Below are 22,194 nucleotides of genomic sequence, written 5' to 3'. Positions count from 1 at the left end.
ACAGATCAAATGCTTAACGCCGGGACTCAAGTTCCGACTGAAGTTGCATGGCGTGCCCTGCGTCACAGTGGATGGCATCGACATTGACACTGTCCTTGTTATAGTTGGCCGGTTCATATCATAAGAATCTTTCTAAGCGCGCCCGCGCCTTTTGCTTGAGGATGACTGCCGTGTCCGACTACAAAGCCTTCCGCGTCGAGTTGGCAGATAAGATCGCCCATGTCGTGATCAATCGCCCGGAGAAGGTCAACGCGATGAACGCCGATTTCTGGTCGGAGATCATCGAGATATTCCGCTGGGCCGATGCCACCGACGAGGTGCGGGTGGTGGTCCTGTCGGGCGCCGGCAAGCATTTCTCGTCAGGCATCGACCTGATGCTGCTGGCCCAGGTCGGCAGCCAACTGGGCAAGGACGTCGGCCGTAATGCCGAGGCGCTGCGCCGCAAGATCCTCGAGCTGCAGGCCTCCTTCAATGCCGTCGACCGCTGCCGCAAGCCGGTGCTGGCGGCGATCCAGGGCTATTGCCTGGGCGGCGCCATTGACCTGATCGCCGCCTGCGACATGCGCTACGCCAGCGTCGATGCGCAGTTCTCGATCAAGGAAATCGACATCGGCATGGCCGCCGATGTCGGCACGCTGCAGCGCCTGCCACGCATCATCGGCGACGGCATGATGCGCGAGCTGGCGTACACCGGGCGAACCATCGACGGCGAAGAGGCTCGGCGCATCGGCCTGGTCAACCGTACCTTTGGTGATGCCGCAGCGCTGCTCGACGGGGTGATGGACATCGCCCGCGAGATCGCCGCCAAGTCGCCGATCGCCGTGCGCGGTACCAAGGAGATGATCCGCTACATGCGTGACCATCGGGTCGACGATGGCCTGGAGTACGTCGCCACCTGGAACGCCGCGATGCTGCAGTCCGTCGACCTGCGGGTGGCCATGACCGCCCACATGAGCAAGCAGAAGCCGGAGTTCGCCGACTGATGCGCTGTCCGCGATCCTCTTCTCTATCGGCGCGGGAGGCGCATTAGCCCATGGTTTCAGGAGCCACGTCGCTGAGCCTGGTGCGTGATGAGCTGTTCACCACCATGGAGGAGGCCGAGTCCAGCCTGGAGCAGTTCATCGCCGAGCGTGACAACGGCAGCCTGTTGCAGCAGGCGGTGGAGGGCCTGCAGCAGGTGCGCGGCGCGCTCAACCTGATCGAACTGGCCGGGGCGGAGCTGCTGGCCCAGGAAGTGCTCGACCAGGCCACCGATATTCCCGCCGGCGCTGGCAGCGAGCGCGACGTGCAGCTTTCGGCACTGAGCAATGCCCTGCACGTGCTGCGCCGCTATCTGGAGAGCGTCGACGCCAACCGCCAGGAGATGCCCGAGCTACTGTTGCCGGCGATCAACGACCTGCGTCAGGCCGGTGGTCAGCCCGGGCTGCCCGAGAGCTTCTTCTTCAGCGTGCGCCTCGACCAGCAGCGCCCGCATCGCGACGCGCCAGCCCTCGATGCGGCAACCAGGGCCGTCGAGGCCAAGCGTCTGCGGCATATGTATCAGGTGGGGCTGCTCGGCTTCATCCGCGAGCAGAATCCCAAGGCCAGCCTGAGACTCATGGCGCGTGCGATGAACCGCCTGGACGGTCTGTATGGCGGTGAGCCGCGCGGACGCCTGTGCTGGATCGCCGCAGCGGCCCTGGAGGCCCAGGTCGACGGTCGCATGCTGGCGCGCAAGTCGCGCAAGCAGCTGTTTTCGAGAGTCGACCGCGAACTCAAGGCGATGCTGGGCAACGAGCAGCATGAGACCTCACGCAGCCTGCTCAAGGAGCTGCTCTATCTGGTCGCCCTGGGCGACAGTCGTGGCCCCACCGTCACGCCGGTGCGGGAAGTCTTCGGCCTCGCGACCTTGCCGTTCACCGACCACCTGCTGGAGGAGGAGTACCGGCGTCTGTCCGGTCCCGGCCAGTCGGTGATGCGCTCGCTCAGTTCGGCGATTCGCGAAGAGCTGACCGGTCTCAAGGACATGCTCGATCTGATCGAGCGCGGCACGGTGCAGGCCGAGAGTCTAAGTGCCCTGCACGCCTTGCTCGGCAAACTGAGCAAGACCCTCGCCATGGTCGGCCTCAGCTCGGCCGGCAATTCGCTGGCGGCGCAGCTGCAGACGGTTGCCGGCTGGCGCGAGGAAGTAGTGCCGCCGGCTGCCGAGCTGAATCGTCTGGCCGAAGCGGTGCTCTATGTCGAAGGCATGGTGGCCAGCCTGGAGAGCGGCGAACGCCGCGACAGCCGTCCGGCCCAGGCGCAACCGGGACACGAGGCCGAATCCTTCGCCCTGCACCAGCTCAACGAGGCGCGCATCGTGGTGGTGGACGAGGCCCGCGCCGGCCTGGCCCTGGCCAAGCGCGCGATCACCGCCTACCTGGAGTCGAGCGGCGACCGCATGCACCTGTCCAATGTGCCATTCAGCCTGCAAGCGGTGCGTGGGGGATTGTGGTTCCTCGGTCAGGAGCGCGCGGCCGAACTGGTCGGCGCCTGCGCCGAGTACATTCAGCGGCAGATGTTCGACACCCCGCAGATGCCATCCGAGCAGATGCTGGAAACCCTGGCCGACGCCCTGAGCAGCCTGGAGTACTACCTGGAAGCCGGCGCGGTGTTGCGCCCGGAGACCCAGCCGAGCGTGCTCGACCTGGCTGCCGACAGCGTTCGCGCCCTGGGCATGAAGGTGGCGGTCTAAATGAGCCGGCACTGGCAGCCCGCCCTGCTCGACAGCCGGCAGCCCGGCGGCTGGGCGCTGCTGCACTGTCAGCAGCAGTTTCTTGGCGACAGCAACGGCCTGCTGTTTCCCCGTCAGTGGCTGAAGCAGCAGGAACTGCCCATTGTTGCCGAACATGGCATCGGTCATTTCGATGGCGAGGCGGTCTACCTGCTGGAGCTGGAGCAGCCGCTGTTACTGCCCGGTTGTGCCTGGCAGAGCCTGCGCCAGGTCATGCTGCAAGGCGAGGAGGACATCTTCCGCCTGCTCAGCTACGCCACCCAGATCGGCACCTGGGCCCGTCAGCATCGCTTCTGCGGCAGCTGCGGCGGAGCCATGCAGGCGTTGGCGGGGGAGCGGGCGATGCATTGCCCGCGCTGCGAGGTGCGGCACTACCCGCGCCTGTCGCCGAGCATGATCGTGTTGGTCACCCGCGGCGACGAAGTGCTTCTGGCCCGTTCGCCACGCTTCGTCAGCGGCGTCTACAGCACCCTGGCTGGGTTCGTCGAGGCTGGCGAGTCGGTCGAGCAGTGCGTTGCCCGCGAGGTGCGCGAGGAGGTCGGTGTCGAGGTCCGCAACCTGCAGTACCTGGGCAGCCAGGGCTGGCCTTTCCCGCACTCGCTGATGCTGGGTTTCCACGCCGAGTACGCCGGCGGTGAGATCGTCATGCAGGTGGAGGAGATCGAGGACGCCCAGTGGTTCAGTGTGCACAGCCTGCCACCCCTGCCGGCGCCACGCTCCATCGCCCGCTACCTGATCGACCTCTACGTCGCGCGACGTCTAGGCCTGCCCGAACCAGTGCTGCCAGGCTAGGCGCGCGGTCAGCGCCAACACCACCAGGATGAACACCGGGCGGATGAACTTCGAGCCGCCGCCGATCGCCGTGCGCGCGCCGAGATAGGCGCCGGCCATCAGCGCCACGCCCATGCTCAGCCCGAGCACCCAGGCGACCTGTCCGGTGCCGACAAAGACCACCAGCGCGCAGGCATTGCTGACGAAGTTCATGCTGCGCGCCACGCCACTGGCCCGCAGCAGGTCCAGGGGGTAGAGCAGCAGGTTGCTGACCGTCCAGAAGGCGCCGGTGCCCGGCCCGGCGATGCCATCGTAGAAACCCAGTCCCAGGCCCTGTGGCCACTGACGACCGCGGGCCGGTGGCGTAGCGACGTCCCCCGAGGCCTCCGGCGCTCGGCCGAACAGCAGATAGAGTCCGCAGGCGAACACCACTGCAGGCAGTAGCTGATTCAGCCAGGCCGCCGGCATCCAGTGGGCGACGGCGGCGCCGAGCAGGGCGCCGATGGCCGTGCCGATCAGCGCATTGCGCCACTGCGCCGGGGCGAACAGCTTGCGCCGGTAGAAGGTGTAGCTGGCCGTGGCCGCGCCGAAGGTGGCGCACAGCTTGTTGGTGCCGAGCACCAGGTGGGGCGGCAGGCCGGCGGTCAGCAGGGCCGGGATGGTCAGCAGGCCGCCGCCACCGGCGATGGCGTCGATAAAGCCGGCGGTGAAGGCGACCAGGGCGAGAATGGCCAGTACGCTCGGGTCGACGGCCAGCTCGAATGGAAGGGGCATAAAAAGACGACCTGTGTCCTATTGTGCGGCGCGCGCGCTGTTCGCGACGCGGCCCGGCAGCGCATAATGCCGGCATTTCCCGGTAGAAGGAATGGAATCTATGCAGTACGACGGCCTGGCATGGGCGACCGCATTACTGGCGCTGCTGGCGATAGCGGTGGCCGTGCGCATCCTGTTCGGCGGGCGCTGGTTGCTCGGCTGGTTGCGCGGCACCTGCGGCCTGGCGTTCGTCGCCTTGGCCGGGGTGGTCGGCCTGGTGGCTTATGACCTGTCCAGCTACGAGCCGATTGCGGAAGGCAAACCCCTGGTGACGCTGACATTCCAGGTCGATGGCTCGGCCTATCGGGCCAGCCTGCTGGAGGGCCGTCGCGAGCGCAGCTTCACTTTCCAGGGCGATCTGTGGCAGCTGGATACGCGGCTCCTGCAGTGGAAGGGGCTGGCTGCGTTGATCGGCCTGCACCCGGGCTACCGCCTGGAAAAGCTGTCGGGACGTTTCCTTACCATCGAGCAGCAGTCGCAGGCTCAACATACCCGGGTCGAGCTGGCGAGCAGCCCCTATGGGGTGGACCTGTGGCGTTGGCTGCGGCTGGGCCAACATGACCTGTTCATGTTCGATCCCCAGGCGCTGCGCGTGACCTACCTGCCGGTGGCTGACGGCGCGGTGTACGCCGTCAGCCTGACGTCGACCGGTCTGCTGGCGGAGCCGCTGAACCAGGCGGCCAAACAGGCGTTGCAGGACTGGCAGTAGACTCCTGAGCAGGAATCGAAAAAGGGACCCTAGGGTCCCTTTTTTCGTGGCTTGGAATCAGCTCAGGAGAGGAAGCCGCCATCGACATTGAGCGCCACCCCGGTGGTGTAGCTGGAAGCATCGCTGGCCAGGTACAGAACGGCGCCGGCCATCTCGCTGGGGGCGGCGACGCGCTTGAGCGGGATGCGTTGCAGGGCGATATTGAGAATGGCGTCGTTCTGGGTCAGCGCCGAGGCGAACTTGGTATCGGTCAGGCCAGGCAGCAAGGCGTTGCAGCGGATGCCGAACTGCGCGCATTCCTTGGCGAACACCTTGGTCATGCTGATCACCGCGGCCTTGGTCACCGAATAGATGCCCTGGAACTCGCCGGGCGACACGCCGTTGATCGAGGCGACGTTGATGATGCTGCCGCCTCCATTCTGTTTCATCAGCTTGCCGCCTTCGATCGACATGAAGTAGTAGCCGCGGATGTTCACGTCGACGGTCTTCTGGAAGGCCGACAGGTCGGTGTCGAGCACGTTGCAGAACTGCGGATTGGTGGCCGCGTTGTTGACCAGGATGTCGAGGCGGCCGAATTGCTCGCGGATCTGCGCGAAGACGCCTTGAATCTGCTCCATCTCGCCGATATGGCAGGGGATGGCGGTGGCCTGGCCGCCGTCGGCGATGATCGCGTCGGCGACCGCCTGGCAGCCCTCGAGCTTGCGGCTGGAGACGATCACGTGGGCGCCTTGCTGGGCCAGCAGCTTGGCGATGGCCTCGCCTATGCCGCGGCTGGCGCCGGAGACGAAGGCGATCTTGCCGTCGAGGTCGAACAGTTGGGTCTTGGACATGCGCTTTCCCTTCTTCTAAAGGTGCCGAGGCGGATTACAGCTGCGACTGGTTGATGACTTGCAGGCTCATTTGCTCCAGCAGTTTGTTCATCTGAACGAACTGGGCGAAGCGGGGGTCCCTGGTCTGGCCGTGGTAATAGCGGTAGTAGATCTGCTGGACGATGCCGGCCAGGCGGAACAGCCCGTAGGTGTAGTAGAAGTCGATGCAGTCGATCTTTATGCCGGCGCGTTCGGCGTAGTACTCGACGAACTCCCGGCGGGTGAGCATGCCGGGGGCGTTGCTCGGCTGGCGGCGCATCAACTGAACGGGGGCTGGATCGTCGGCCTCAATCCAGTAGGCCAGGGTATTGCCCAGGTCCATCAGCGGATCGCCGATGGTGGTGAGCTCCCAGTCCAGCACGCCGATGATCTGCATGGGGTTGCGCGGGTCGAGAATCACGTTGTCGAAGCGGTAGTCGTTATGCACGATGCCCGGCTTGTGATGGTCGGCAGGCAGCTTTTCCCTAAGCCAGGCCATGACCGGCTGCCACAGCGGGGCATCGGGGGTCAGGGCTTTCTCGTAGCGCTCGCTCCAGCCGCGGATCTGGCGTTCCACGTAACCTTCGGGCTTGCCCAGGTCCGCCAGGCCGCAGGCCTGGTAATCGACGTTGTGCAGTTCGACCAGCTTGTCGATGAAGCTCTTGCACAGGGTGCGGGTCTTGTCGGCGTCGAGGTTCAGCTCGGCCGGCATGTCCGAGCGCAGGATGATGCCGTTGACCCGCTCCATCACGTAGAACTCGGCGCCGATCAGCGATTCGTCGGTGCAGTGCAGGTAGGCCTTCGGGCAATAAGGGAAGCCGGCATTGAGACGATTGAGGATACGGTATTCGCGGCCCATGTCGTGGGCCGACTTGGCCTTGTGACCGAATGGCGGGCGACGCAGGACCAGTTCCTTTTCCGGGTATTCGAGCAGGTAGGTGAGGTTCGAGGCGCCGCCGGGAAACTGGCTGATCCGTGGCGTGCCGCTCAGGCCAGGAATCTGCGCCTTGAGGTAAGGGTCGATGATGCCGGTGTCGAGCTCTTCGCCCTCACGGATACCGGTCGACTGGTCAGTAAGCGCCATGTTCATCCCTTCTGCTTATAATCGTTGGCCTGGATCATTGGCTAATCTAATGCTGTGCCTCGGCCGCCTCAAGCGCGACACGCCTTTATAGGCGGGCGTGTTGCCGGGCAATCAAGCTGCCTGATTCGCGGCAAGCGGCTGGACGCCAGGCAAAAAAACCGGAGCCATGGACTCCGGTTTCTCGTGCGACTGGTTGAGTGCCCAGGCTTAGACCGGGAACAGCTCGCCCAGCTTCATCGCCAGCATCATGTCGCCTTCGGCGCGCAGCTTGCCGGCCATGAAGGCCTGCATGCCATCGGTCTCGCCGCTGGTGATGCCCTTCAGGGTCTCGGTATCCATGATCAGGGTCACGTTGGGGTTCTCGGCGTCACCTTGCTGCACGTCGCAGGTGCCGTCCTTGACCACCAGGTAGTGGTTCTCGCCGTCTTCGATGTTGAACTGGAATACCAGGTCCAGGCCCGCGGCGGCACCGGCGTTGAACTTGGACTGCATGGTTTGGACGATGTCTGCAACGCTCATGGTTTCTTCCTTTATTTTCAGTTTTTTCTCGCGCCCTGTCGGGCGCAGTGGGCCGGTACTCAGCGAAAGGTGATGAGTTCCGGCGCCTTCAACAGCTGCAAGTGCACATGGCTGTTGAAGGAAGCCAGGCTCACCTGGCTGCCGCGAAACTTCAGGCAACTCAGGGAGGTGTTGACGATCTGCCAGTTCAGCTCGAAGGCCTTGTCCGGCGCCACGCCGGTAACCAGGTGCAGCAGCGCGGTAATGGTACCGCCGGAGGTAAACAGGGCGATGTGCTGTCCGCGCTCGGCCTTTTCCAGCAGGCGGGCAAAGCCTGCCTGCACCTGTTCGACAAAGCCCTGCCAGCTTTGCAGGCCGGGCTGGTCGTAGTCACCGGAGAGCCAGCGGCCGATCAGCAGGGCGAACAGGCGTTGGAACTCGGCGCGGTTCTGCGCGGCGTTGCGCATCACCTGCAGGGCTTCGGGTTGTTCGGGGAGCAAGTCGGGGAGCAGGGCGCGGATCACTGCATCGGCATCGAATTCGTTGAATGCCGCATCGATTTCCAGCGGCGGCACGGCGATTCCCGCTTCGCTCAATCGGCTCATGGCGGCGTTGGCGGTATGCTGTTGCCGGCGCAGGTCACCGCTGACGCTGCGGTCCAGGCGCAGACCAAGCTCGGCAAGGTGCGCGCCCAGCACTTCGGCCTGGCGGATGCCGATGGGCGACAGCACGTCGTAATCGTCGGCGCCAAACGAGGCTTGACCATGTCGGATCAGGTAGATGCTGCCCACGTCCGCTGCTGTCCCGGTGCGGTGAAAGTCTCGCGAGGTTATGGGGAACGCAGGGGGCTGTCAACGAAAAAACATACGCTTGTTTGAATTGTCCGCTGCGGCGTCGAGGCATGGGCGAGGCAGGTGGCCGGCGGCTGGCGGCGTCGGTATGCTTGAGCGTCAAGGGCGCGGCGCGAGGCCAAGCGCTGGAATGGACAACGAGGGGGATGGACGTGGAGTTTCTGGCTGATTACGCGGGCTTTCTGGCTAAGGTGGTGACCCTGGTGGTCGCCGTGCTGGTGTTGCTGGCGGCAGGCGTCGCGTTGCGCGGCAAAGGGCGCAAGGCTCCCGGGCAGCTGCAGGTGGACAAGCTCAACGACTTCTACAAGGAGCTTCGCCAGCGCCTGGAGCAGGCGGTGCTGGACAAGGACCAGCTCAAGAGCCTGCACAAGGCCGAGGCCAAGGCGGAGAAACTGGCGAAGAAATCCGCCGGGCACAAGTCGCGGGTCTTCGTGCTGGACTTCCATGGAGACCTCAAGGCTTCTGCCGTCGACCAACTGCGGCATGAGGTCACCGCCGTGCTGAGCATGGCCAAGCCGCAGGACGAGGTGGTCGTTCGCCTGGAGAGTGGCGGGGGCATGGTGCACAGCTACGGCCTGGCCGCCTCGCAACTGGCGCGGATTCGCGAGGCGCGGGTGCCCCTGACCGTGTGCATCGACAAGGTCGCGGCCAGCGGCGGCTACATGATGGCCTGCGTCGGGGAGAAGATCATCTCCGCGCCCTTCGCCATTCTCGGCTCGATCGGCGTGGTGGCGCAGCTGCCCAACGTGCACCGCCTGCTGAAGAAGCACAACATCGACTTCGAGGTGCTTACCGCTGGTGAGTACAAGCGCACCCTGACGGTCTTCGGTGAGAACACCGAGAAGGGGCGGGAGAAGTTCCAGGACGACCTGGAAAGCATCCACGAGCTGTTCAAGGGCTTCGTTTCCCGTTATCGCCCGCAACTGCGGATCGACGAAGTCGCCACGGGCGAAGTCTGGCTGGGTTTGGCGGCTCTCGAGAAGGAACTGGTCGATGAGCTCAAGACCAGCGATGAATACCTCGCCGCACGGGCCAGGGAGGCCGAGCTGTACCACCTGCACTTCGTCGCCAGAAAGAGCCTGCAGGAGCGCATCGGCCTGGCGGCCGGCATGGCCCTGGATCGTTTCCTGCTGAACTGGCTCAGTCGCCTCAACCAGCAGCGGTTCTGGTAATCCATTTTCTGTCACAGGAGTATCGACATGGGTAAGTTCTTGGCATTGCAGGCTTGCGAAGGCCTGGCGGGTGAGTTCGAGCAGGCGATAGTCGAGCGTGACACCAGCGAGTTACCCGCCGGAGAGCTGCTGATTCGGGTCCAGTACTCTTCGTTGAACTACAAGGATGCGTTGTCCGCCAGCGGCAATCGCGGGGTGACCAAGCAGTTCCCCCATACGCCGGGCATTGATGCCGCCGGCGTGGTCGAGGAATCCAGCGTCGCCGAGTTCGGTGCTGGCGATGAGGTGATTGTCACCGGCTACGACCTGGGTATGAATACGGCGGGAGGCTTCGGCCAGTACATCCGCATTCCCGCGGCCTGGGCGCTCAAGCGTCCCAAGGGTCTGTCTCTGCGCGAGGCCATGGTGCTCGGTACCGCCGGCCTGACCGCGGCGCTGTGTGTCGACAAGCTGGAGCAGGCAGGCGTCAGCCCGGATGCCGGGCCCATTCTGGTCACCGGCGCCACTGGGGGCGTGGGCAGCGTCGCGGTGGCCCTGCTGGCCAAGCTGGGCTTCCAGGTGGCGGCATCCACCGGCAAGGCGGAGCAAGGTGAGTTCCTGAAGAAGCTGGGCGCCGAGCGCATCGTGCTGCGCAGCGAGCTGCAGGAGGGCGGCGAGCGGCCGATGCTCAAGGAACAGTGGGCCGGTGCGGTGGATACCGTGGGCGGCGACATCCTGTTCAATGTGGTCAAGGCCTTGCGCTACGGCGGCAGTGTGGCCTGTTGCGGCCTGACGGCCGGCGTCGCCTTCAAGGGCAACGTGCTGCCGTTCATCCTGCGCGGGGTCAACCTGCTCGGTGTCGACTCGGTGGAGCTGCCCCTGGTGGTTAAGGCATCCATGTGGGACAAGCTGTCGCTGCAATGGAAGCTCGAGGGCCTGGAGCAACTGGTCACCGAGGTCAGCCTGGCGCAACTGCCGGAAGCCATCGGGCGGATACTCGGCGGCCAGCAGGTTGGCCGTGTGCTGGTCAAGCTCGACTGACTGATGCCGTGAAGAAAGGAGGCCCGGTTCGACCGGGCCTCTGCGTTTCAGGCCTGGCTGATGTGCAGGGTGATGTCGCCGCGAGATACCGTTCTGTCGCCGGCATAGGCAGTGCCCAGTGCCTTTGCCGGGCCGCGCGGGACTATGGTGTCGCCAGGGCGAAAGTCGATCAATTGCGACGCGATGCCGGGCAGCGTCAAGGCCTGAAACGAAGAAGCCCCGCGAGGCGGGGCTTCTTCGTAAGGCGGATCGATCAGGCGCGACGGCGGAACAGCGGCAGCGGCTGATCGCTGGAGGCCTGATACACCTCGCTGAACTCCTCGAACGCCTTCAGGGCATCCTGCGGGTCTTTGTCTTCACGCAAGGCGAAGGCGTCGAAACCGCAGCGCTTGAGGGCGAACAGCTGGTCACGCAGGATGTCGCCGATGGCACGCACTTCGCCCTTGTAGCCATAGCGGGTGCGCAGCAGGTAGGCGGTGGAACAGTGACGGCCATCGGTGAACGCCGGAAAGTTCAGGGCGATCACCTGGAAGTTGTCCAGCTGATCGGCGATCTCCTCGATCTCCTCGCCAGCTTCCAGCCATACGCCCAGGCCGCCGTCGCGGGCCTTCAGGGCATGGCCATGATCGACCCACATGGCCAGGGGCACGATCAGGTCGTCGCAGTTGGGCAGTTCGTCGAAGCTGGCGTCCTTGGGCAGCAGGTGCCAGGTTTCGTCGACTATCTGGCCGTTCTTAATGATTCGCTGCATATACGCGCTCCTTGAACGGTGCGACACCGACACGGCGGAAGGTGTCGAGGAAACTTTCTTCTTCGTTGCGTTGCTCGACATAGACCTTGATGATCTTGTCGATCACGTCCGGCATGTCGTCCTGGGCGAAGGCCGGGCCGAGAATCTGCGCCAGGCTGGCGTCGCGACCGGAGCTGCCGCCGAGGGAGACCTGGTAGAACTCCTGGCCCTTCTTGTCCACGCCGAGGATGCCGATATGGCCGACATGGTGATGGCCGCAGGCGTTCATGCAGCCGGAGATGTTCAGGTCGATATTGCCGATGTCGAACAGGTAGTCGAGGTCGTCGAAGCGGCGCTGGATGGCTTCGGCCACCGGGATCGACTTGGCGTTGGCCAGGGAGCAGAAGTCGCCACCCGGGCAGCAGATGATGTCGGTCAGCAGGCCGACGTTCGGCGTGGCGAAGCCCTGCTCGCGCAGTTCGCCCCATAGGGTGAACAGCTGCGCCTGTTCGACATCGGCGAGGATGATGTTCTGGTTATGGCTGTTGCGCACCTCGCCGAAGCTGTAGCGATCGGCCAGGTCGGCGATGGCGTCCAGCTGCTTGTCGGTGACGTCGCCCGGAGCGACCCCGGTTGGCTTGAGTGACAGGGTCACGGCGACATAGCCGGGCTTCTTGTGGGCGAAGGTATTGCGCTGGCGCCAGCGGGCGAAGCCCGGGTGCTCGCTGTCGAGCTGTGCCAGGCTGGCCTCCTGGTCCTGCAGGTCCCGGTAGTCCGGGTCGACGAAATGGGCGGCGACGCGGGCCACTTCGGCTTCGGTCAGGGTGGTGGGGCCGTCCTTCAGGTGCGCCCACTCGGCGTTGACGCGCTCGGCGAACACCTCGGGCGTCAAGGCCTTGACCAATATCTTGATGCGCGCCTTGTACTTGTTGTCCCGGCGACCGTAGCGGTTGTAGACCCGCAGGACGGCATCGAGATAGCTGATCAGGTGCTGCCAGGGCAGGAATTCGTTGATGAAGCTGCCGACCACCGGGGTACGGCCCAGGCCGCCGCCGACCGACACGCGGAAGCCCAGCTCGCCGGCGTCGTTCTTCACCGCTTCCAGGCCGATGTCATGCACTTCAATCGCGGCGCGGTCGCTGACGGCGCCGTTCACTGCGATCTTGAACTTGCGTGGCAGGTGGGTGAATTCGGGGTGGAAGGTCGACCACTGGCGAATGATCTCGCACCAGGGGCGCGGATCGACGATCTCGTCCTTGGCCACGCCGGCGAACTGGTCGGTGGTGGTGTTGCGGATGCAGTTGCCACTGGTCTGGATCGCGTGCATCTGCACGGTGGCCAGCTCGGCGAGAATCTCCGGCACATCTTCCAGTTCCGGCCAGTTGAACTGGACGTTCTGCCGGGTGCTGATATGGGCGTAGCCCTTGTCGTAGTCGCGCGCGATCTTGGCCATCATGCGCACCTGCGCCGAGGACAGCAGGCCGTAGGGCACGGCGACGCGCAACATCGGCGCATAGCGCTGAATGTACAGGCCATTTTGCAGGCGCAGCGGGCGGAACTCTTCGCCGCTCAGCTCGCCAGCCAGATAACGGCGGGTTTGATCACGGAACTGCTTGACGCGGTCCTCGATGATGGTTTGGTCGTACTGGTCGTATACGTACATGAAGGGTCCTGTTATCAGGCTGCTTGCAGCAAATCAGCGCGCACGGCCGCGCTCTCCGTAAGGAGTCGAGGGAAGATACCAGCTCAGGGTTATGCGCAAAAGTGATGTTTGAGTATATGGAAAGAACCTTTAACGCTAAGTAGAAGGGGGAGCATAACCCCACTGCTTGAGCATGGCGTTGCGCTGGTCTTAACTGCAATGGCAAACCGACCATAAGCACAAAAAGGGGCTAGCCAATGACCGAACACACCCAGCCGGACAATCGTGACAGTGTCGTCGACGCCAGGGCCATTTTCGTCCTGATCCTGATCGTCGTCGGTACCGCGGTTTTCTGGGTCAGTCAGCAGTAGTTGTCGAGAGGCAGGGCTGGTTTCCGAGGGGGGTAACCAGCCTAGTTTGAGGCGTCTGACGGGTGGTGGCACGCTGCCACTTAGGCTGCCTCTATACTGGGCGCGGTAATTTTTGGGGCGCGCAGTATGGTCACATCAGGGCTGAAGGTTTTCTTTGTCATTGCGTTGGCCGCTGTGCTGGGCATGGCGCAGGCTGCAATCGAGAAGGGCGGCTCCGGGCGATCCGATGCGTCTGTCGTGTTCCTCAATCCGGGCTATTCCAAGGAACCGTTCTGGGTCGGCTATAGCGACTTCATGCAGGCGGCTGCCGACAGCCTCGGCATGCGCCTGCGCGTGGTCTATGGCGAACGGGATCGCGAGCGACTGCTGAACAATGCACGGCAGGTGCTGGCCGAGTCCGAGCAGCCGGACTACGTGATCTTCGTCAACGAGATGTATACCGGCCCGGAGTTGCTGCGGTTGTTCGCAGACAGCCCCGTCAGGCTGTTTTCCTTGCACAGTACCCTGACGCCTGAGCAACAGGCGCTTATGGGCGGTACGCGAGAACGTTACCGGCACTGGATCGGCAGCCTGATCCCCAATGATCGGGAGGCCGGCTACCTCATGGGTAAGGCGTTGATCGCCAAGCTCGATGGTCGTCCCGCGCAGATGCTGGCGTTTTCCGGTGTTCGCCATACACCTTCCGCCACCCTGCGGGAGGAAGGGTTGCACCGGGCCCTGGCGGAGCATCCCGAGGTCAAGCTGCGGCAGCTGGTCTATGGCGAGTGGGCCCGTCAGCGTGCTTACCAGCAGGCGTTGTTGTTGTTGCCGCGTTACGCCGATACGCAGTTGGTATGGGCGGCAAATGATGAGATGGCGTTCGGGGCAATGCGCGCGGCGCAGGAGCTTGGCCGGGAGCCAGGCAAGGACCTGCATTTCTCCGCGTTGAACAACTCGCAGGAGGTGCTCCAGGCGCGGGCTTCGGGCCAGTTGGCGGCGCTGGTGGGCGGGCATTTCACCCTGGGCGGCTGGGCCATGGTGCTGCTGCATGACTACCATGCCGGAGAGGATTTCGCGCAGCGAGGCGGCAAGGACCGTGTCGATCCGGTGTTCAGCCTGCTCGACGCCGAGCAGGCGAGGATCTTGTCGAAGCGATTGCAGGTACCAGGCTACGGACTCGATTTTCGCAAGTTCAGTGCCCTCGACCAGCCCGGCATGACCAACTACAGCTTCTCGGTGCAGCCGTTGCTGGAGTGATCATGGGGCGGCGAAGTGCAACACCAGCTTGGTGACGGCAACCAGCACCAGTACGAATGCCAGAGTGAAGAGCACGCCGAGGATGATGAAGTGGCTCGGTTTGCCGCGACTGAAGTCCCGGGCGCGCTGCTTGCTGCTCTGAACGCCAAAGGCGGCGGCTAGTACGCTGCGCAGCATTTCCCGCAAGGTCAGAGGTCGTTCGTCCTGATCATGCTTGTCGGTCATGGTTCCCTCCCCGCATTCAGCATAGGTAACGAGTCCTGAGCCTTCGTCGAGCCCTTGCGCAGCCAGCCCGCATGGTCGGGCCGGGCGCAGTTCCCGTCAACTGCGTGGGCTCTAACCAATCACCGGATTACAGCGTACTTCGCTCCTCACCGAGTTGGCGATAAAGCATTCGTCATGGGCCTTGTGATGCAGGGCGAGCAGTTGCTCGATGCTCGGCTGGTTTTCACCTCCGAAGGTGGTGCGTGGGCGCAACTCGACCTCGGTCATGGCCAGTAGACCCTCGGCGTTTCTGGCCATGATCCCGAGGGCCTGGTCTTCGTAGTTATCTACCTGGAACCCCTGGGCGGCGGCCAATGAGAGGAACCACAGCATGTGGCAGCTCGATAGCGACGCAACGAAGGCCTCTTCCGGGTCAACTGCCTGGTCATCAGACCAGGGCAGCGGCACGATGTGAGGCGAAGAGGATGCCGGCACTTCCAGGCCACCATCGAAGTGCCAGCGGTGGGCGCGGCTGTAGCGGTTGTCGAGGAAGCCTTGCTCGGCACGTTCCCATACGACTCGGGCACTGTATTCGGTCATTCCCTGTACCTTCTTGAGCATTGCGGGCGGTCATTATTGCCAGTGATCGATGGCTTTTCCAGTCGTCGATCATCTGCTGGCTGATGCTAAGGAAAGCTGGTCGCCAGTAGGTCGAGGCACGTCTATGCTTGCGCTGACGGCTCTGCTAGACGCTTGGAAGCAGCTATAGTCTCAGCCGGAACGCTATGACATGCAGGGGGCGTGCGCTTGATTTCCACTCCGCTAGCGTCAGCGCTTGAGTCGATCATTCGCCGCCATCTTCCCGAGGCGTTGCGCGAGTTGCTTCAGGCGCTTGGTCAGGCCTTGGCCGATCAAGATTGCAGGGAGCTTTCCCATCAGGACGTGCAGGCTTGCGAGGATTTTCTTCGTTACTGCAAGGTCCAGGGTAAACAAGTGCTGGCGCGCACCTGCTCGTCGGTTCTTCTCGGTCTGTCGCCGGAAATGGCGGATCATCCGACCACGCCGGGCAATCTCAGCGCATGGCGCCTGGTGGACGATGAGGAGGTCGAGGATCTGTTGATGGCGCGCCGCATAGTGAGCCGCTTGCGGGAGCGTGTCGGTGAGCTCGAGGGGCGCATCTGTGGTTGCTTCAATCGCCTGCTCGGCCATTATGTCGCGGATGCCGATCACCCCTTGTCGCTGGAATTTCTGCTGCGTCAGTTGCAGGCCGGTCTCCAGATGCGCACACAGCCCATTCCAGTTCGGGTCCTGTTCCAGGCAGAGGCCAGTCGCGTGCTGGCCACGGCTCTGTTGCCATACCTGCAGGCCCTGGTCGCCGAGTTCGACGCTTCAAAGGTGCAGCCGCTCGCGCAAGCAAGGCGATTGACGCCTGTAAGTCAGACGCCACGGCCGTTCTCCGTGGCCGATTCCGAGGCCACCTACCGAGCCATTCGGCACCTGCGCCGTGCGGTCACGACAGGGCTGTCGAGCGCTATGGGGCTGGAGCAAGAGGTGAGCCCCGTTCCGGTCGTTGAAGCGCTGACGGGGTTGCTCAGTCAGCGAGCCCCGAAAGGTGGCTGGGCGGCCGAGGCGCTGTTGGCGCGGCTCGACCAACAGGGCTGCTCGTTGAGCCCTCGCCAGCATGAAGATGCCCATCTGGTGAGTGAGGTATTCCAGGCGCTGAGTCGACAGGCCGAAGTGGCGCCGACATTGCAGCCGGTGTTGCAGCGACTGCTGTTGCCGGTCCTGGCGGCCACCTTGCAGGAGCCTGGGGCCATCGCCGATGCGGGGCATCCCGTGCGGGCGTCACTTGATCGCATTTTACGCCTGTGTGATTACTGCGAGCCGCCGAACAAGGTGCTCGAGGCCCGGCTGGAACAGTTGGTGGAACGCATCGCAGGCGAATATCGCGGAGATTTAGCGGCATTCACCGCCTGCGATGCCGAGCTGGATGAGCTGCTGAACATGCAGCAGCGTGCCTATCGCCGCAGCGCCGAGCGCGTGATGCAGTCGCATCGCGGACGCGACATCCTGGAGACTGCGCAGCGTAAGGTGGCCATCAAGCTGGCCCGGCTTTGCGGCAAACGGGTACCGAAAGTCATGTTGGAGTGGCTGGACGTCGGCTGGCGCGACCTGCTGGTTCACGAAGAACTCAGCGCAGACAGTGACAAGGACACCTGGCGGGGGGATTCAGCCCTCACGGAGTTGCTCATGCAGCGCTTGCGCGAAGCTGAGGCTGCGCAAGGTGATGCCAGTCAGGCGGGCTGGGCCTATGAGATCGAGCACTTGCTGAAGGTGCTACGTCGGCGCATGGACGAATTCAGCATCGGGCATTTTCAGCACGCCTCGGTACTGGTGCGGATGCGTGAGCAGCTCTTGGGTCTGAAGCCGGTGGGGCTGGTTGCGCCCCCTCGCTTGTCCAAGCCGAAACCGGCAGTGCCTGGCGCCTTGCAGCGTTGGCGCGAGCAGATCGAGGGGTTGAAGCAGGGCGATTGGCTGCGCACCGCTGACGGCCAGCCTCTGCAGCTGATCTGGCGCAATGCGCAGATGGATCACTATGTACTCGTCGACGCTCAGGGAAGCGAGAAGGGCAGCTATGGCCTGGCCGGCCTGGCCAGGGAGCTCGCCGAAGGTGTGCTGCTGGTCGGCGACAAGGGTGGGGCGGATGAGGGCCTGGTCCAGCGTACCCTGCAGGACATGGTGGGCAAGCTCTACCGCGAGATAGCCCATGCCCGCAGTCATGACGAACTCACCGGTCTGCTCAATCGGCGCAGCTTCGAAGGGGCGCTGGCGGAAAGCCTGTCCGCCAGCGTGGCACCGTCCTTCCTGATGGCGCATATCGACCAGTTCAGCCTGATCAATGGCCATGCCGGGCCTGTGGCTGGGGACGCCTGCCTGCGGCAGATCGCCAGCCGACTGAGTGAATATCTGCCCGCTGCCAGCTGCATGGCGCGTGTCGGCGGGGTGGAGTTCGCCGCGGTCTTGCCGGCTTGCGGTGCGAAACGCGCCGCTGAGCTTGGCGAGGCGCTACGGCTGGGTATCGAAGCCGAGGGCTTCGAGTGGCAGGGGCACAAGCATGGTTTGACGCTGAGCGTCGGTGTAGTCGAAGCCGCCGAGCGGCACGATGTCGCCAATCTGTTCTTCGACCTGCAGAGCGCTTGCAACAGTGCCAAGGAGGGCGGACGCAACCGTGTGCATTGTTTCAATTCGGCGCAAGACGATGGTCATGCCGGCCTGCTGGCGATTGCTGCGCGGGTCGATGATATCGTCGAGCGCGAGGACCTCTCGCTGCGCGTGCAGCAGATTGCCCCGGCGTCGCCCGACTCCCACGAGCTGCCGCATTACGAGTTGCTGCTGGTGATGCAGAACGAGCTGTCCCTGCAGGATTTCATTGCGGCGGCCGAACGCTACCATCGCATGACCAAGGTCGATCGCTGGGTGCTCAGGCGCATTTTCATCGAGCTGGAGCGTCATCCGCAGCTGTGGGAGCGCTGCTCCGGATTGTCGATTAACCTGTCTGGCAGCAGCTTGAACGACGACAGGTTGCTGGGGTTTATCGAAAGCCTGTTCGAGCGCTACGCCGTCGACCCGCGGCGCATCTGTTTCGAGCTGACCGAGACGGCCGCCGTCGCCAACCTTGCCAAGACCGCCGACCTGGTACGCCATCTGCAGCGCTCCGGCTGCACATTCTCGATCGACGACTTCGGCGTCGGGTTCTCCTCCTTCGACTACCTCAAGCGCCTGCCGGTCGATTACGTGAAGATCGACGGCAGCTTCGTCAAGGAAATCGAGCGCTCGCCGAGCGACCTGGCCATGGTCCGCTCGATCAACGAGATCGCCCATGCCCTTGGGCGGCGAACGGTCGCCGAGTACGTCGAGACCCCTTCGATACGTGCTCGATTGGCGGAGATGGGCGTGGATTACGTGCAGGGCTACGGTGTGCAGATGCCGAGGCAGTTGCATGACTGGCTGGAGGAGGAGGCGCGGGTACTCGCCCCCTGTTGAGCGAAGCAAGAGCTCCAGGCGCCTTGAGTCGTTCCGCGTTGCTGGCGGTTCGACTCAGCCTGGGCGTCGCTGGCGGGGAAGCAGCGCTGCGGCCCGGGCGCGAAGTTGGCCGCAGCCGCCGTCGATATCCTGACCGGCCGAGTTGCGCACCTTGGTCAGCACGCCCCGGCTGTGCAGGTAGCGGACGATCTGTACGATGCGATCCCCTTCGGGGCGCTGGAACTCGTCGGCTTCCAGGCTGTTGTAGGGGATCAGATTGAGCACGGCGAACTTGCCTTTGAACAGGCGCAGGATGCCGTCCATTTCCTCCTGGCTGTCATTGATGCCCTTGAGCAGGGTCCATTGGTACTGGATCGGATAGTCGACCTTGCGGGCATAAGCCTCGCCCAGCTCGACCAGCTCCTCAGGAGCGATCTGCGGCGCCCGCGGCAACAACTGTCGGCGCAGCTCGGCGTCGGTGGTGTGCAGGGAAAGCGCCAGCGCCGGTTTGATCCGCTGCTGGGGCAGGCGCTCGAATACTCGCATGTCGCCGACCGTGGAAAACACCAGGTTCTTGTGGCCGATGCCGCCTTCGCTGCCGAGCAGGTCGATGGCCTCCAGCACGTTGTCGAGGTTGTGCGCCGGCTCGCCCATGCCCATGAACACCACCTTCTTGACGCTGCGAAAGCGCCTGGCCAGCGCCACCTGGGCGACGATCTCGGCGCTGCTCAGTTGGCGCAACAAGCCGCTCTTGCCGGTCATGCAGAACACGCAACCAACCGCGCAACCGACCTGGCTCGAGACGCACAGGCCATCGCGGGGCAACAGCACGCTTTCCACCATCTGGCCGTCGCCCAGCTCCACCAGCAGCCGCGCCGAGCCGTCGCCGCCCGGATGCTCGGAACTCAGCCGGGCCAGCGCTGCGAGCCGCTGAGTCAGCTCCGGCAAGCCTTGGCGCACGCTGAGTGGCAGGAAGTTCTCGCTGGGCTGATTACGCGTACCGCTGTCCAGCGGCTTGCCCTGCAGCCAGGCACGAATGATCCGCCCGGAATGCTGGGGCTTGGCGCCGAGGTCGGCGAGCTGTTGGCTGAGGTCGTGGATATGCATGGCGCGCGAATGCTACCACCGGGCAGCGCCGGCGCGTAGGTTGTTTATCGCCAGGCTTGCCACGGATTGGCCGCAAGGTCCGGGCTACCAGGCCGGCCGCGGCTGTACCTTGGCGGTATGAGGCGCAATGGCCATGGAGGTGCAGGACGGCGGCCAGGGTTGCGACCGTGGCCAGTGCATCCATGGCGCTGCCGATGATCGGCAGCGCAAAACCTGTCGGCGCGTGCGAGGCCCTGATCGTGTTCAGGCCAGCTTCTGCCGAGTGTCAAAGAACCGCAGCAACTGCTCGGCGACTTGCTCCGGAGCCTCTTCGGGAAGGAAGTGGCCGCAATCGATGGGCCCGCCTTCAACCTGCTCGGCATAGTCACGCCATACCCCAAGCACGTCGTAGGTGCGGTGAACGAAGCCCTTGCTGCCCCATAAGGCCAGCAGTGGGCAGATGACCTTACGGTCGCGATCGGCTTCATCGTGCTGCAGGTCGATGCTTGCCGCCGCGCGGTAGTCTTCGCAGGTGGCGTGAATGGTTTCCGGACGGCTGAAGCAGCGCAGGTACTGCGCTACCGCGTCCTCGGCGAATCGCGCGCCGGGGGCGCTCCAGCGCTTGAGCTTTTCCCTGAGGTAGTAGCCTGGATCGGCGCCGATCATGCGCTCCGGCAGGCCGTCGGGCTGGATGAGGAAGAACCAGTGGTAATAGCCGCTGGCGAAGTGCTGGTCGGTCGTGGCGAACATGTGCAGGGTCGGCACGATGTCCATCACGCAGAGTTTCCTGACCCGCTGTGGGTGGTCCAGGGCCAGGCGATGCGCCACGCGGGCGCCGCGGTCGTGTCCGGCCACGAAGAAGTCCCGGTGGCCCAGCTGCTCCATGATCTCGACCATGTCCAGGGCCATCGCTCGCTTCGCGTAGGGCGAATGGTCCGCCGCGCTTGGCGGTTTGCCACTGTCGCCGTAACCCCGCAGGTCCGGACAGATGATGTGGTAGTGGCGCGCCAGGCGTTCGGCCATGGCGTGCCAGATGACATGGGTCTGCGGATATCCATGCAGAAGCAGCAGGGGTTCGCCCGCGCCACCATGGGTAAGGTGAATGGTGGTGCCGCTGGTTTGCAGGGAAAGCGTCTGGAAATCTTCTGCGAACATGGTGCCGGGCGTTCCTGGGGGCGCGAGGGATCAGTTTATAATGCGCCACTTAGTGCATTTGCCAGTGGCAATGAGCGGCGAGCCGCACACAGCTGCATGGCTCAGGCCAGATCCAAGCGAACAACCTTCAGTCACTGCGACCCTGCCGATGTCAGCTGTCGTTTTGTTTTGGCTTACACACTGCGTGGAGCGGTAGATGAAATTCATACACCAGCGCGAACACCTCAACGAGGACGACATCGTCGTCATCGAGTGCTCGCAGACCTGCAACATCCGCCTGATGAACGACGCGAATTTTCGCAGCTTCAAGAACGGCGGCCGGCACACCTATCACGGCGGTGCGTTCGAGAAGTTTCCGGCCAAGATCACCGTGCCCAGCAGCGGATTCTGGAACATCACCATCGACACGGTGACGCGCAAGGCCATCAGCGTGACACGCAAGCCGACGCTGAAACATTCGATCAGGATCATTCGCCGCTCGGACTCGCGCCTGAGCTGAGGGATGGAGCGCCGACTCACCCGCGTTGGTCCTTGAGGGGATGGGGTCCGCCAGAACTGTCTGTAATTATGCATTTGCTTCTGCTCAAAGACTGTCGATCTCAATGAAGTTGATAAGGCTGCGTCGGCTTTTGGCCCTTGCCAACGATTCGATCGACAGTGTTTTGAGTGAGGCCTAATTCGAGTCACCAGGGCAGAAGGTGTGCTTCGAATCAGCTTGGGGCCGCTGTTTGGCGGCCGCTGTTATTGCGTAAAGCCTTCCCCCGCCGCCGCGACGAACGTCATCTCGACCAGATAGTCGGGGTTTGCCAGTTCCGCCTTTACGCAGGCTCGACTCGGCGCCGTGCCGCCCTCGAACCAGGCGTCCCACAGTTCGTTCAGCGCCGCGAGATTGGCGAAGTCCGTGAGATAGATGGTTGTCGACAGAATGCGGGACTTGTCGCTGTTGATCTTTGCCAGCGACTGTTCGGCTTGCGCGAAAATCTGCTCGACCTGCCCGCGGATATCGGCCTTGGTGTCGGTGTCCGCTATCTCGACGAAGTGGGCGATGCCATTGAACACGGTGATGTCCGACCAGCGCTTGGTTGGGTTGATGCGGTGGATCTTCATGAATGCTCTCCTCTGATACGGAAATGCCGGCCCGCCTTGAAGCGCGGCAAAGGGCCTGATGGCACTGGCCGGGCAGGGTGCCTTTGCCTCGCGCTGGTTTCAAGCCGCGATTAAACGACAAG

21 protein-coding genes are annotated in these 22,194 nt (G+C 63.8%); 9 read left to right on the top strand and 12 right to left on the bottom strand.

All coding sequences use genetic code 11. The annotated features are described in order from the left end of the window. The first annotated feature begins 170 nt into the window (after positions 1–170). From ACSX1D_RS11815 to nudC, 3 genes are read left to right on the top strand one after another with little or no spacing between them, the layout of a single operon-like run. Positions 171–983, top strand: coding sequence for a crotonase/enoyl-CoA hydratase family protein (locus tag ACSX1D_RS11815; RefSeq protein WP_439858700.1), 813 nt, complete (start codon positions 171–173; stop codon positions 981–983). Positions 984–1,033: 50 nt separating this feature from the next. After that, positions 1,034–2,713 carry a ferrous iron transporter B gene (locus ACSX1D_RS11810; RefSeq protein WP_439858699.1) on the top strand — a complete coding sequence of 560 codons (1,680 nt, stop codon included), beginning with the start codon at positions 1,034–1,036 and terminating at the stop codon, positions 2,711–2,713. Then, entirely contained in the window at positions 2,714–3,544 is an 831-nt protein-coding gene (nudC, locus tag ACSX1D_RS11805; protein ID WP_439858698.1) for an NAD(+) diphosphatase, read from the top strand. Here the strand turns inward: nudC and ACSX1D_RS11800 are convergent. Further along, complete coding sequence (locus tag ACSX1D_RS11800) at positions 3,512–4,297, bottom strand: TSUP family transporter (protein WP_439858697.1); 786 nt, start codon at positions 4,295–4,297, stop codon at positions 3,512–3,514. The two genes, nudC and ACSX1D_RS11800, sit on opposite strands and share 33 nt — an antisense overlap. 100 nt (positions 4,298–4,397) lie before the next feature. On the opposite strand from ACSX1D_RS11800, the gene ACSX1D_RS11795 reads away from it, so the two are divergent. Further along, the gene (locus ACSX1D_RS11795) at positions 4,398–5,045 is read left to right on the top strand and encodes a hypothetical protein (protein WP_439858696.1); all 648 of its coding nucleotides are present in this window, start codon (positions 4,398–4,400) and stop codon (positions 5,043–5,045) included. A 62-nt stretch (positions 5,046–5,107) separates the two neighbouring features. Here ACSX1D_RS11795 and ACSX1D_RS11790 read toward each other — a convergent pair whose 3' ends face one another. The 4 genes from ACSX1D_RS11790 to ACSX1D_RS11775 form a co-directional block, all read right to left on the bottom strand. Further along, a complete protein-coding gene (locus tag ACSX1D_RS11790; RefSeq protein ID WP_439858695.1) occupies positions 5,108–5,875 on the bottom strand; it encodes an SDR family oxidoreductase in 768 nt (255 codons plus the stop codon). A 34-nt stretch (positions 5,876–5,909) separates the two neighbouring features. After that, positions 5,910–6,977, bottom strand: coding sequence for a phosphotransferase family protein (locus tag ACSX1D_RS11785; RefSeq protein ID WP_439858694.1), 1,068 nt, complete (start codon positions 6,975–6,977; stop codon positions 5,910–5,912). A gap of 207 nt (positions 6,978–7,184) precedes the next feature. Further along, a complete protein-coding gene (locus tag ACSX1D_RS11780) occupies positions 7,185–7,496 on the bottom strand; it encodes an SCP2 sterol-binding domain-containing protein (protein ID WP_208706974.1) in 312 nt (103 codons plus the stop codon). 59 nt (positions 7,497–7,555) lie between these two features. Beyond that, entirely contained in the window at positions 7,556–8,266 is a 711-nt protein-coding gene (locus tag ACSX1D_RS11775) for a histidine phosphatase family protein (RefSeq protein WP_439858693.1), read from the bottom strand. A 212-nt stretch (positions 8,267–8,478) separates the two neighbouring features. Between ACSX1D_RS11775 and sohB the strand changes: the two genes are divergently transcribed. Further along, a complete protein-coding gene (gene sohB, locus ACSX1D_RS11770) occupies positions 8,479–9,498 on the top strand; it encodes a protease SohB (RefSeq protein WP_208710015.1) in 1,020 nt (339 codons plus the stop codon). 27 nt (positions 9,499–9,525) lie between these two features. Further along, complete coding sequence (locus ACSX1D_RS11765; protein ID WP_208706972.1) at positions 9,526–10,518, top strand: YhdH/YhfP family quinone oxidoreductase; 993 nt, start codon at positions 9,526–9,528, stop codon at positions 10,516–10,518. Positions 10,519–10,771: 253 nt separating this feature from the next. Here ACSX1D_RS11765 and ACSX1D_RS11760 read toward each other — a convergent pair whose 3' ends face one another. After that, positions 10,772–11,269: a DUF934 domain-containing protein gene (locus ACSX1D_RS11760; protein ID WP_208706971.1), complete on the bottom strand. Its 498-nt coding sequence runs from the start codon at positions 11,267–11,269 to the stop codon at positions 10,772–10,774. Then, positions 11,253–12,911, bottom strand: a complete 1,659-nt coding sequence (locus ACSX1D_RS11755) for a nitrite/sulfite reductase (RefSeq protein WP_439858692.1) — start codon at positions 12,909–12,911, stop codon at positions 11,253–11,255. The genes ACSX1D_RS11760 and ACSX1D_RS11755 overlap by 17 nt, the downstream gene beginning before the upstream one ends. Positions 12,912–13,387: 476 nt before the next feature. On the opposite strand from ACSX1D_RS11755, the gene ACSX1D_RS11750 reads away from it, so the two are divergent. Beyond that, positions 13,388–14,497, top strand: coding sequence for an ABC transporter substrate-binding protein (locus tag ACSX1D_RS11750; protein ID WP_439858691.1), 1,110 nt, complete (start codon positions 13,388–13,390; stop codon positions 14,495–14,497). Here ACSX1D_RS11750 and ACSX1D_RS11745 read toward each other — a convergent pair whose 3' ends face one another. Together ACSX1D_RS11745 and ACSX1D_RS11740 are read right to left on the bottom strand one after the other, a co-directional pair. Then, positions 14,498–14,722 carry a DUF2970 domain-containing protein gene (locus tag ACSX1D_RS11745; protein WP_439858690.1) on the bottom strand — a complete coding sequence of 75 codons (225 nt, stop codon included), beginning with the start codon at positions 14,720–14,722 and terminating at the stop codon, positions 14,498–14,500. Positions 14,723–14,833: 111 nt separating this feature from the next. Next, positions 14,834–15,301, bottom strand: a complete 468-nt coding sequence (locus tag ACSX1D_RS11740; protein ID WP_439858689.1) for an OsmC family protein — start codon at positions 15,299–15,301, stop codon at positions 14,834–14,836. Between the two features lie 201 nt (positions 15,302–15,502). Between ACSX1D_RS11740 and ACSX1D_RS11735 the strand changes: the two genes are divergently transcribed. Further along, positions 15,503–18,745: a DUF1631 family protein gene (locus ACSX1D_RS11735; protein WP_439858688.1), complete on the top strand. Its 3,243-nt coding sequence runs from the start codon at positions 15,503–15,505 to the stop codon at positions 18,743–18,745. A 54-nt stretch (positions 18,746–18,799) separates the two neighbouring features. Here ACSX1D_RS11735 and ACSX1D_RS11730 read toward each other — a convergent pair whose 3' ends face one another. Together ACSX1D_RS11730 and ACSX1D_RS11725 are read right to left on the bottom strand one after the other, a co-directional pair. Beyond that, positions 18,800–19,831, bottom strand: coding sequence for an RNA methyltransferase (locus tag ACSX1D_RS11730; RefSeq protein WP_439858687.1), 1,032 nt, complete (start codon positions 19,829–19,831; stop codon positions 18,800–18,802). 243 nt (positions 19,832–20,074) lie between these two features. Next, positions 20,075–20,965: an alpha/beta fold hydrolase gene (locus tag ACSX1D_RS11725; protein WP_439858686.1), complete on the bottom strand. Its 891-nt coding sequence runs from the start codon at positions 20,963–20,965 to the stop codon at positions 20,075–20,077. A 196-nt stretch (positions 20,966–21,161) separates the two neighbouring features. Here ACSX1D_RS11725 and ACSX1D_RS11720 point away from each other — a divergent pair, with 196 nt between their 5' ends. Beyond that, on the top strand, positions 21,162–21,464 hold the full coding sequence (locus ACSX1D_RS11720) for a DUF1883 domain-containing protein (protein ID WP_439858685.1): 303 nt from the start codon (positions 21,162–21,164) through the stop codon (positions 21,462–21,464). Between the two features lie 242 nt (positions 21,465–21,706). Here the strand turns inward: ACSX1D_RS11720 and ACSX1D_RS11715 are convergent, their stop codons facing one another. Then, on the bottom strand, positions 21,707–22,072 hold the full coding sequence (locus tag ACSX1D_RS11715; RefSeq protein WP_439858684.1) for a RidA family protein: 366 nt from the start codon (positions 22,070–22,072) through the stop codon (positions 21,707–21,709). Between the last annotated feature and the right edge of the window lie 122 nt (positions 22,073–22,194).

The sequence above is a fragment of the Pseudomonas sp. MBLB4136 genome (assembly GCF_051904765.1).
In the GTDB taxonomy this organism is placed as follows: Bacteria; Pseudomonadota; Gammaproteobacteria; order Pseudomonadales; family Pseudomonadaceae; genus Aquipseudomonas.
The sequence above is the reverse complement of the archived record's forward strand: the minus strand, read 5'-3'. Positions and strand labels throughout refer to the sequence as shown.

Coding starts and splice junctions, on each gene's coding strand:
- ACSX1D_RS11755 (WP_439858692.1), bottom strand. CDS start 12,911: ATGTACGTATACGACCAGTACGACCAAACCATCATCGAGGACCGCGTC.
- ACSX1D_RS11720 (WP_439858685.1), top strand. CDS start 21,162: ATGAAATTCATACACCAGCGCGAACACCTCAACGAGGACGACATCGTC.
- ACSX1D_RS11740 (WP_439858689.1), bottom strand. CDS start 15,301: ATGACCGAATACAGTGCCCGAGTCGTATGGGAACGTGCCGAGCAAGGC.
- ACSX1D_RS11795 (WP_439858696.1), top strand. CDS start 4,398: ATGCAGTACGACGGCCTGGCATGGGCGACCGCATTACTGGCGCTGCTG.
- ACSX1D_RS11765 (WP_208706972.1), top strand. CDS start 9,526: ATGGGTAAGTTCTTGGCATTGCAGGCTTGCGAAGGCCTGGCGGGTGAG.
- ACSX1D_RS11745 (WP_439858690.1), bottom strand. CDS start 14,722: ATGACCGACAAGCATGATCAGGACGAACGACCTCTGACCTTGCGGGAA.
- ACSX1D_RS11800 (WP_439858697.1), bottom strand. CDS start 4,297: ATGCCCCTTCCATTCGAGCTGGCCGTCGACCCGAGCGTACTGGCCATT.
- ACSX1D_RS11785 (WP_439858694.1), bottom strand. CDS start 6,977: ATGGCGCTTACTGACCAGTCGACCGGTATCCGTGAGGGCGAAGAGCTC.
- ACSX1D_RS11780 (WP_208706974.1), bottom strand. CDS start 7,496: ATGAGCGTTGCAGACATCGTCCAAACCATGCAGTCCAAGTTCAACGCC.
- ACSX1D_RS11790 (WP_439858695.1), bottom strand. CDS start 5,875: ATGTCCAAGACCCAACTGTTCGACCTCGACGGCAAGATCGCCTTCGTC.
- ACSX1D_RS11750 (WP_439858691.1), top strand. CDS start 13,388: ATGGTCACATCAGGGCTGAAGGTTTTCTTTGTCATTGCGTTGGCCGCT.
- nudC (WP_439858698.1), top strand. CDS start 2,714: ATGAGCCGGCACTGGCAGCCCGCCCTGCTCGACAGCCGGCAGCCCGGC.
- ACSX1D_RS11730 (WP_439858687.1), bottom strand. CDS start 19,831: ATGCATATCCACGACCTCAGCCAACAGCTCGCCGACCTCGGCGCCAAG.
- ACSX1D_RS11760 (WP_208706971.1), bottom strand. CDS start 11,269: ATGCAGCGAATCATTAAGAACGGCCAGATAGTCGACGAAACCTGGCAC.
- ACSX1D_RS11810 (WP_439858699.1), top strand. CDS start 1,034: ATGGTTTCAGGAGCCACGTCGCTGAGCCTGGTGCGTGATGAGCTGTTC.
- ACSX1D_RS11725 (WP_439858686.1), bottom strand. CDS start 20,965: ATGTTCGCAGAAGATTTCCAGACGCTTTCCCTGCAAACCAGCGGCACC.
- ACSX1D_RS11715 (WP_439858684.1), bottom strand. CDS start 22,072: ATGAAGATCCACCGCATCAACCCAACCAAGCGCTGGTCGGACATCACC.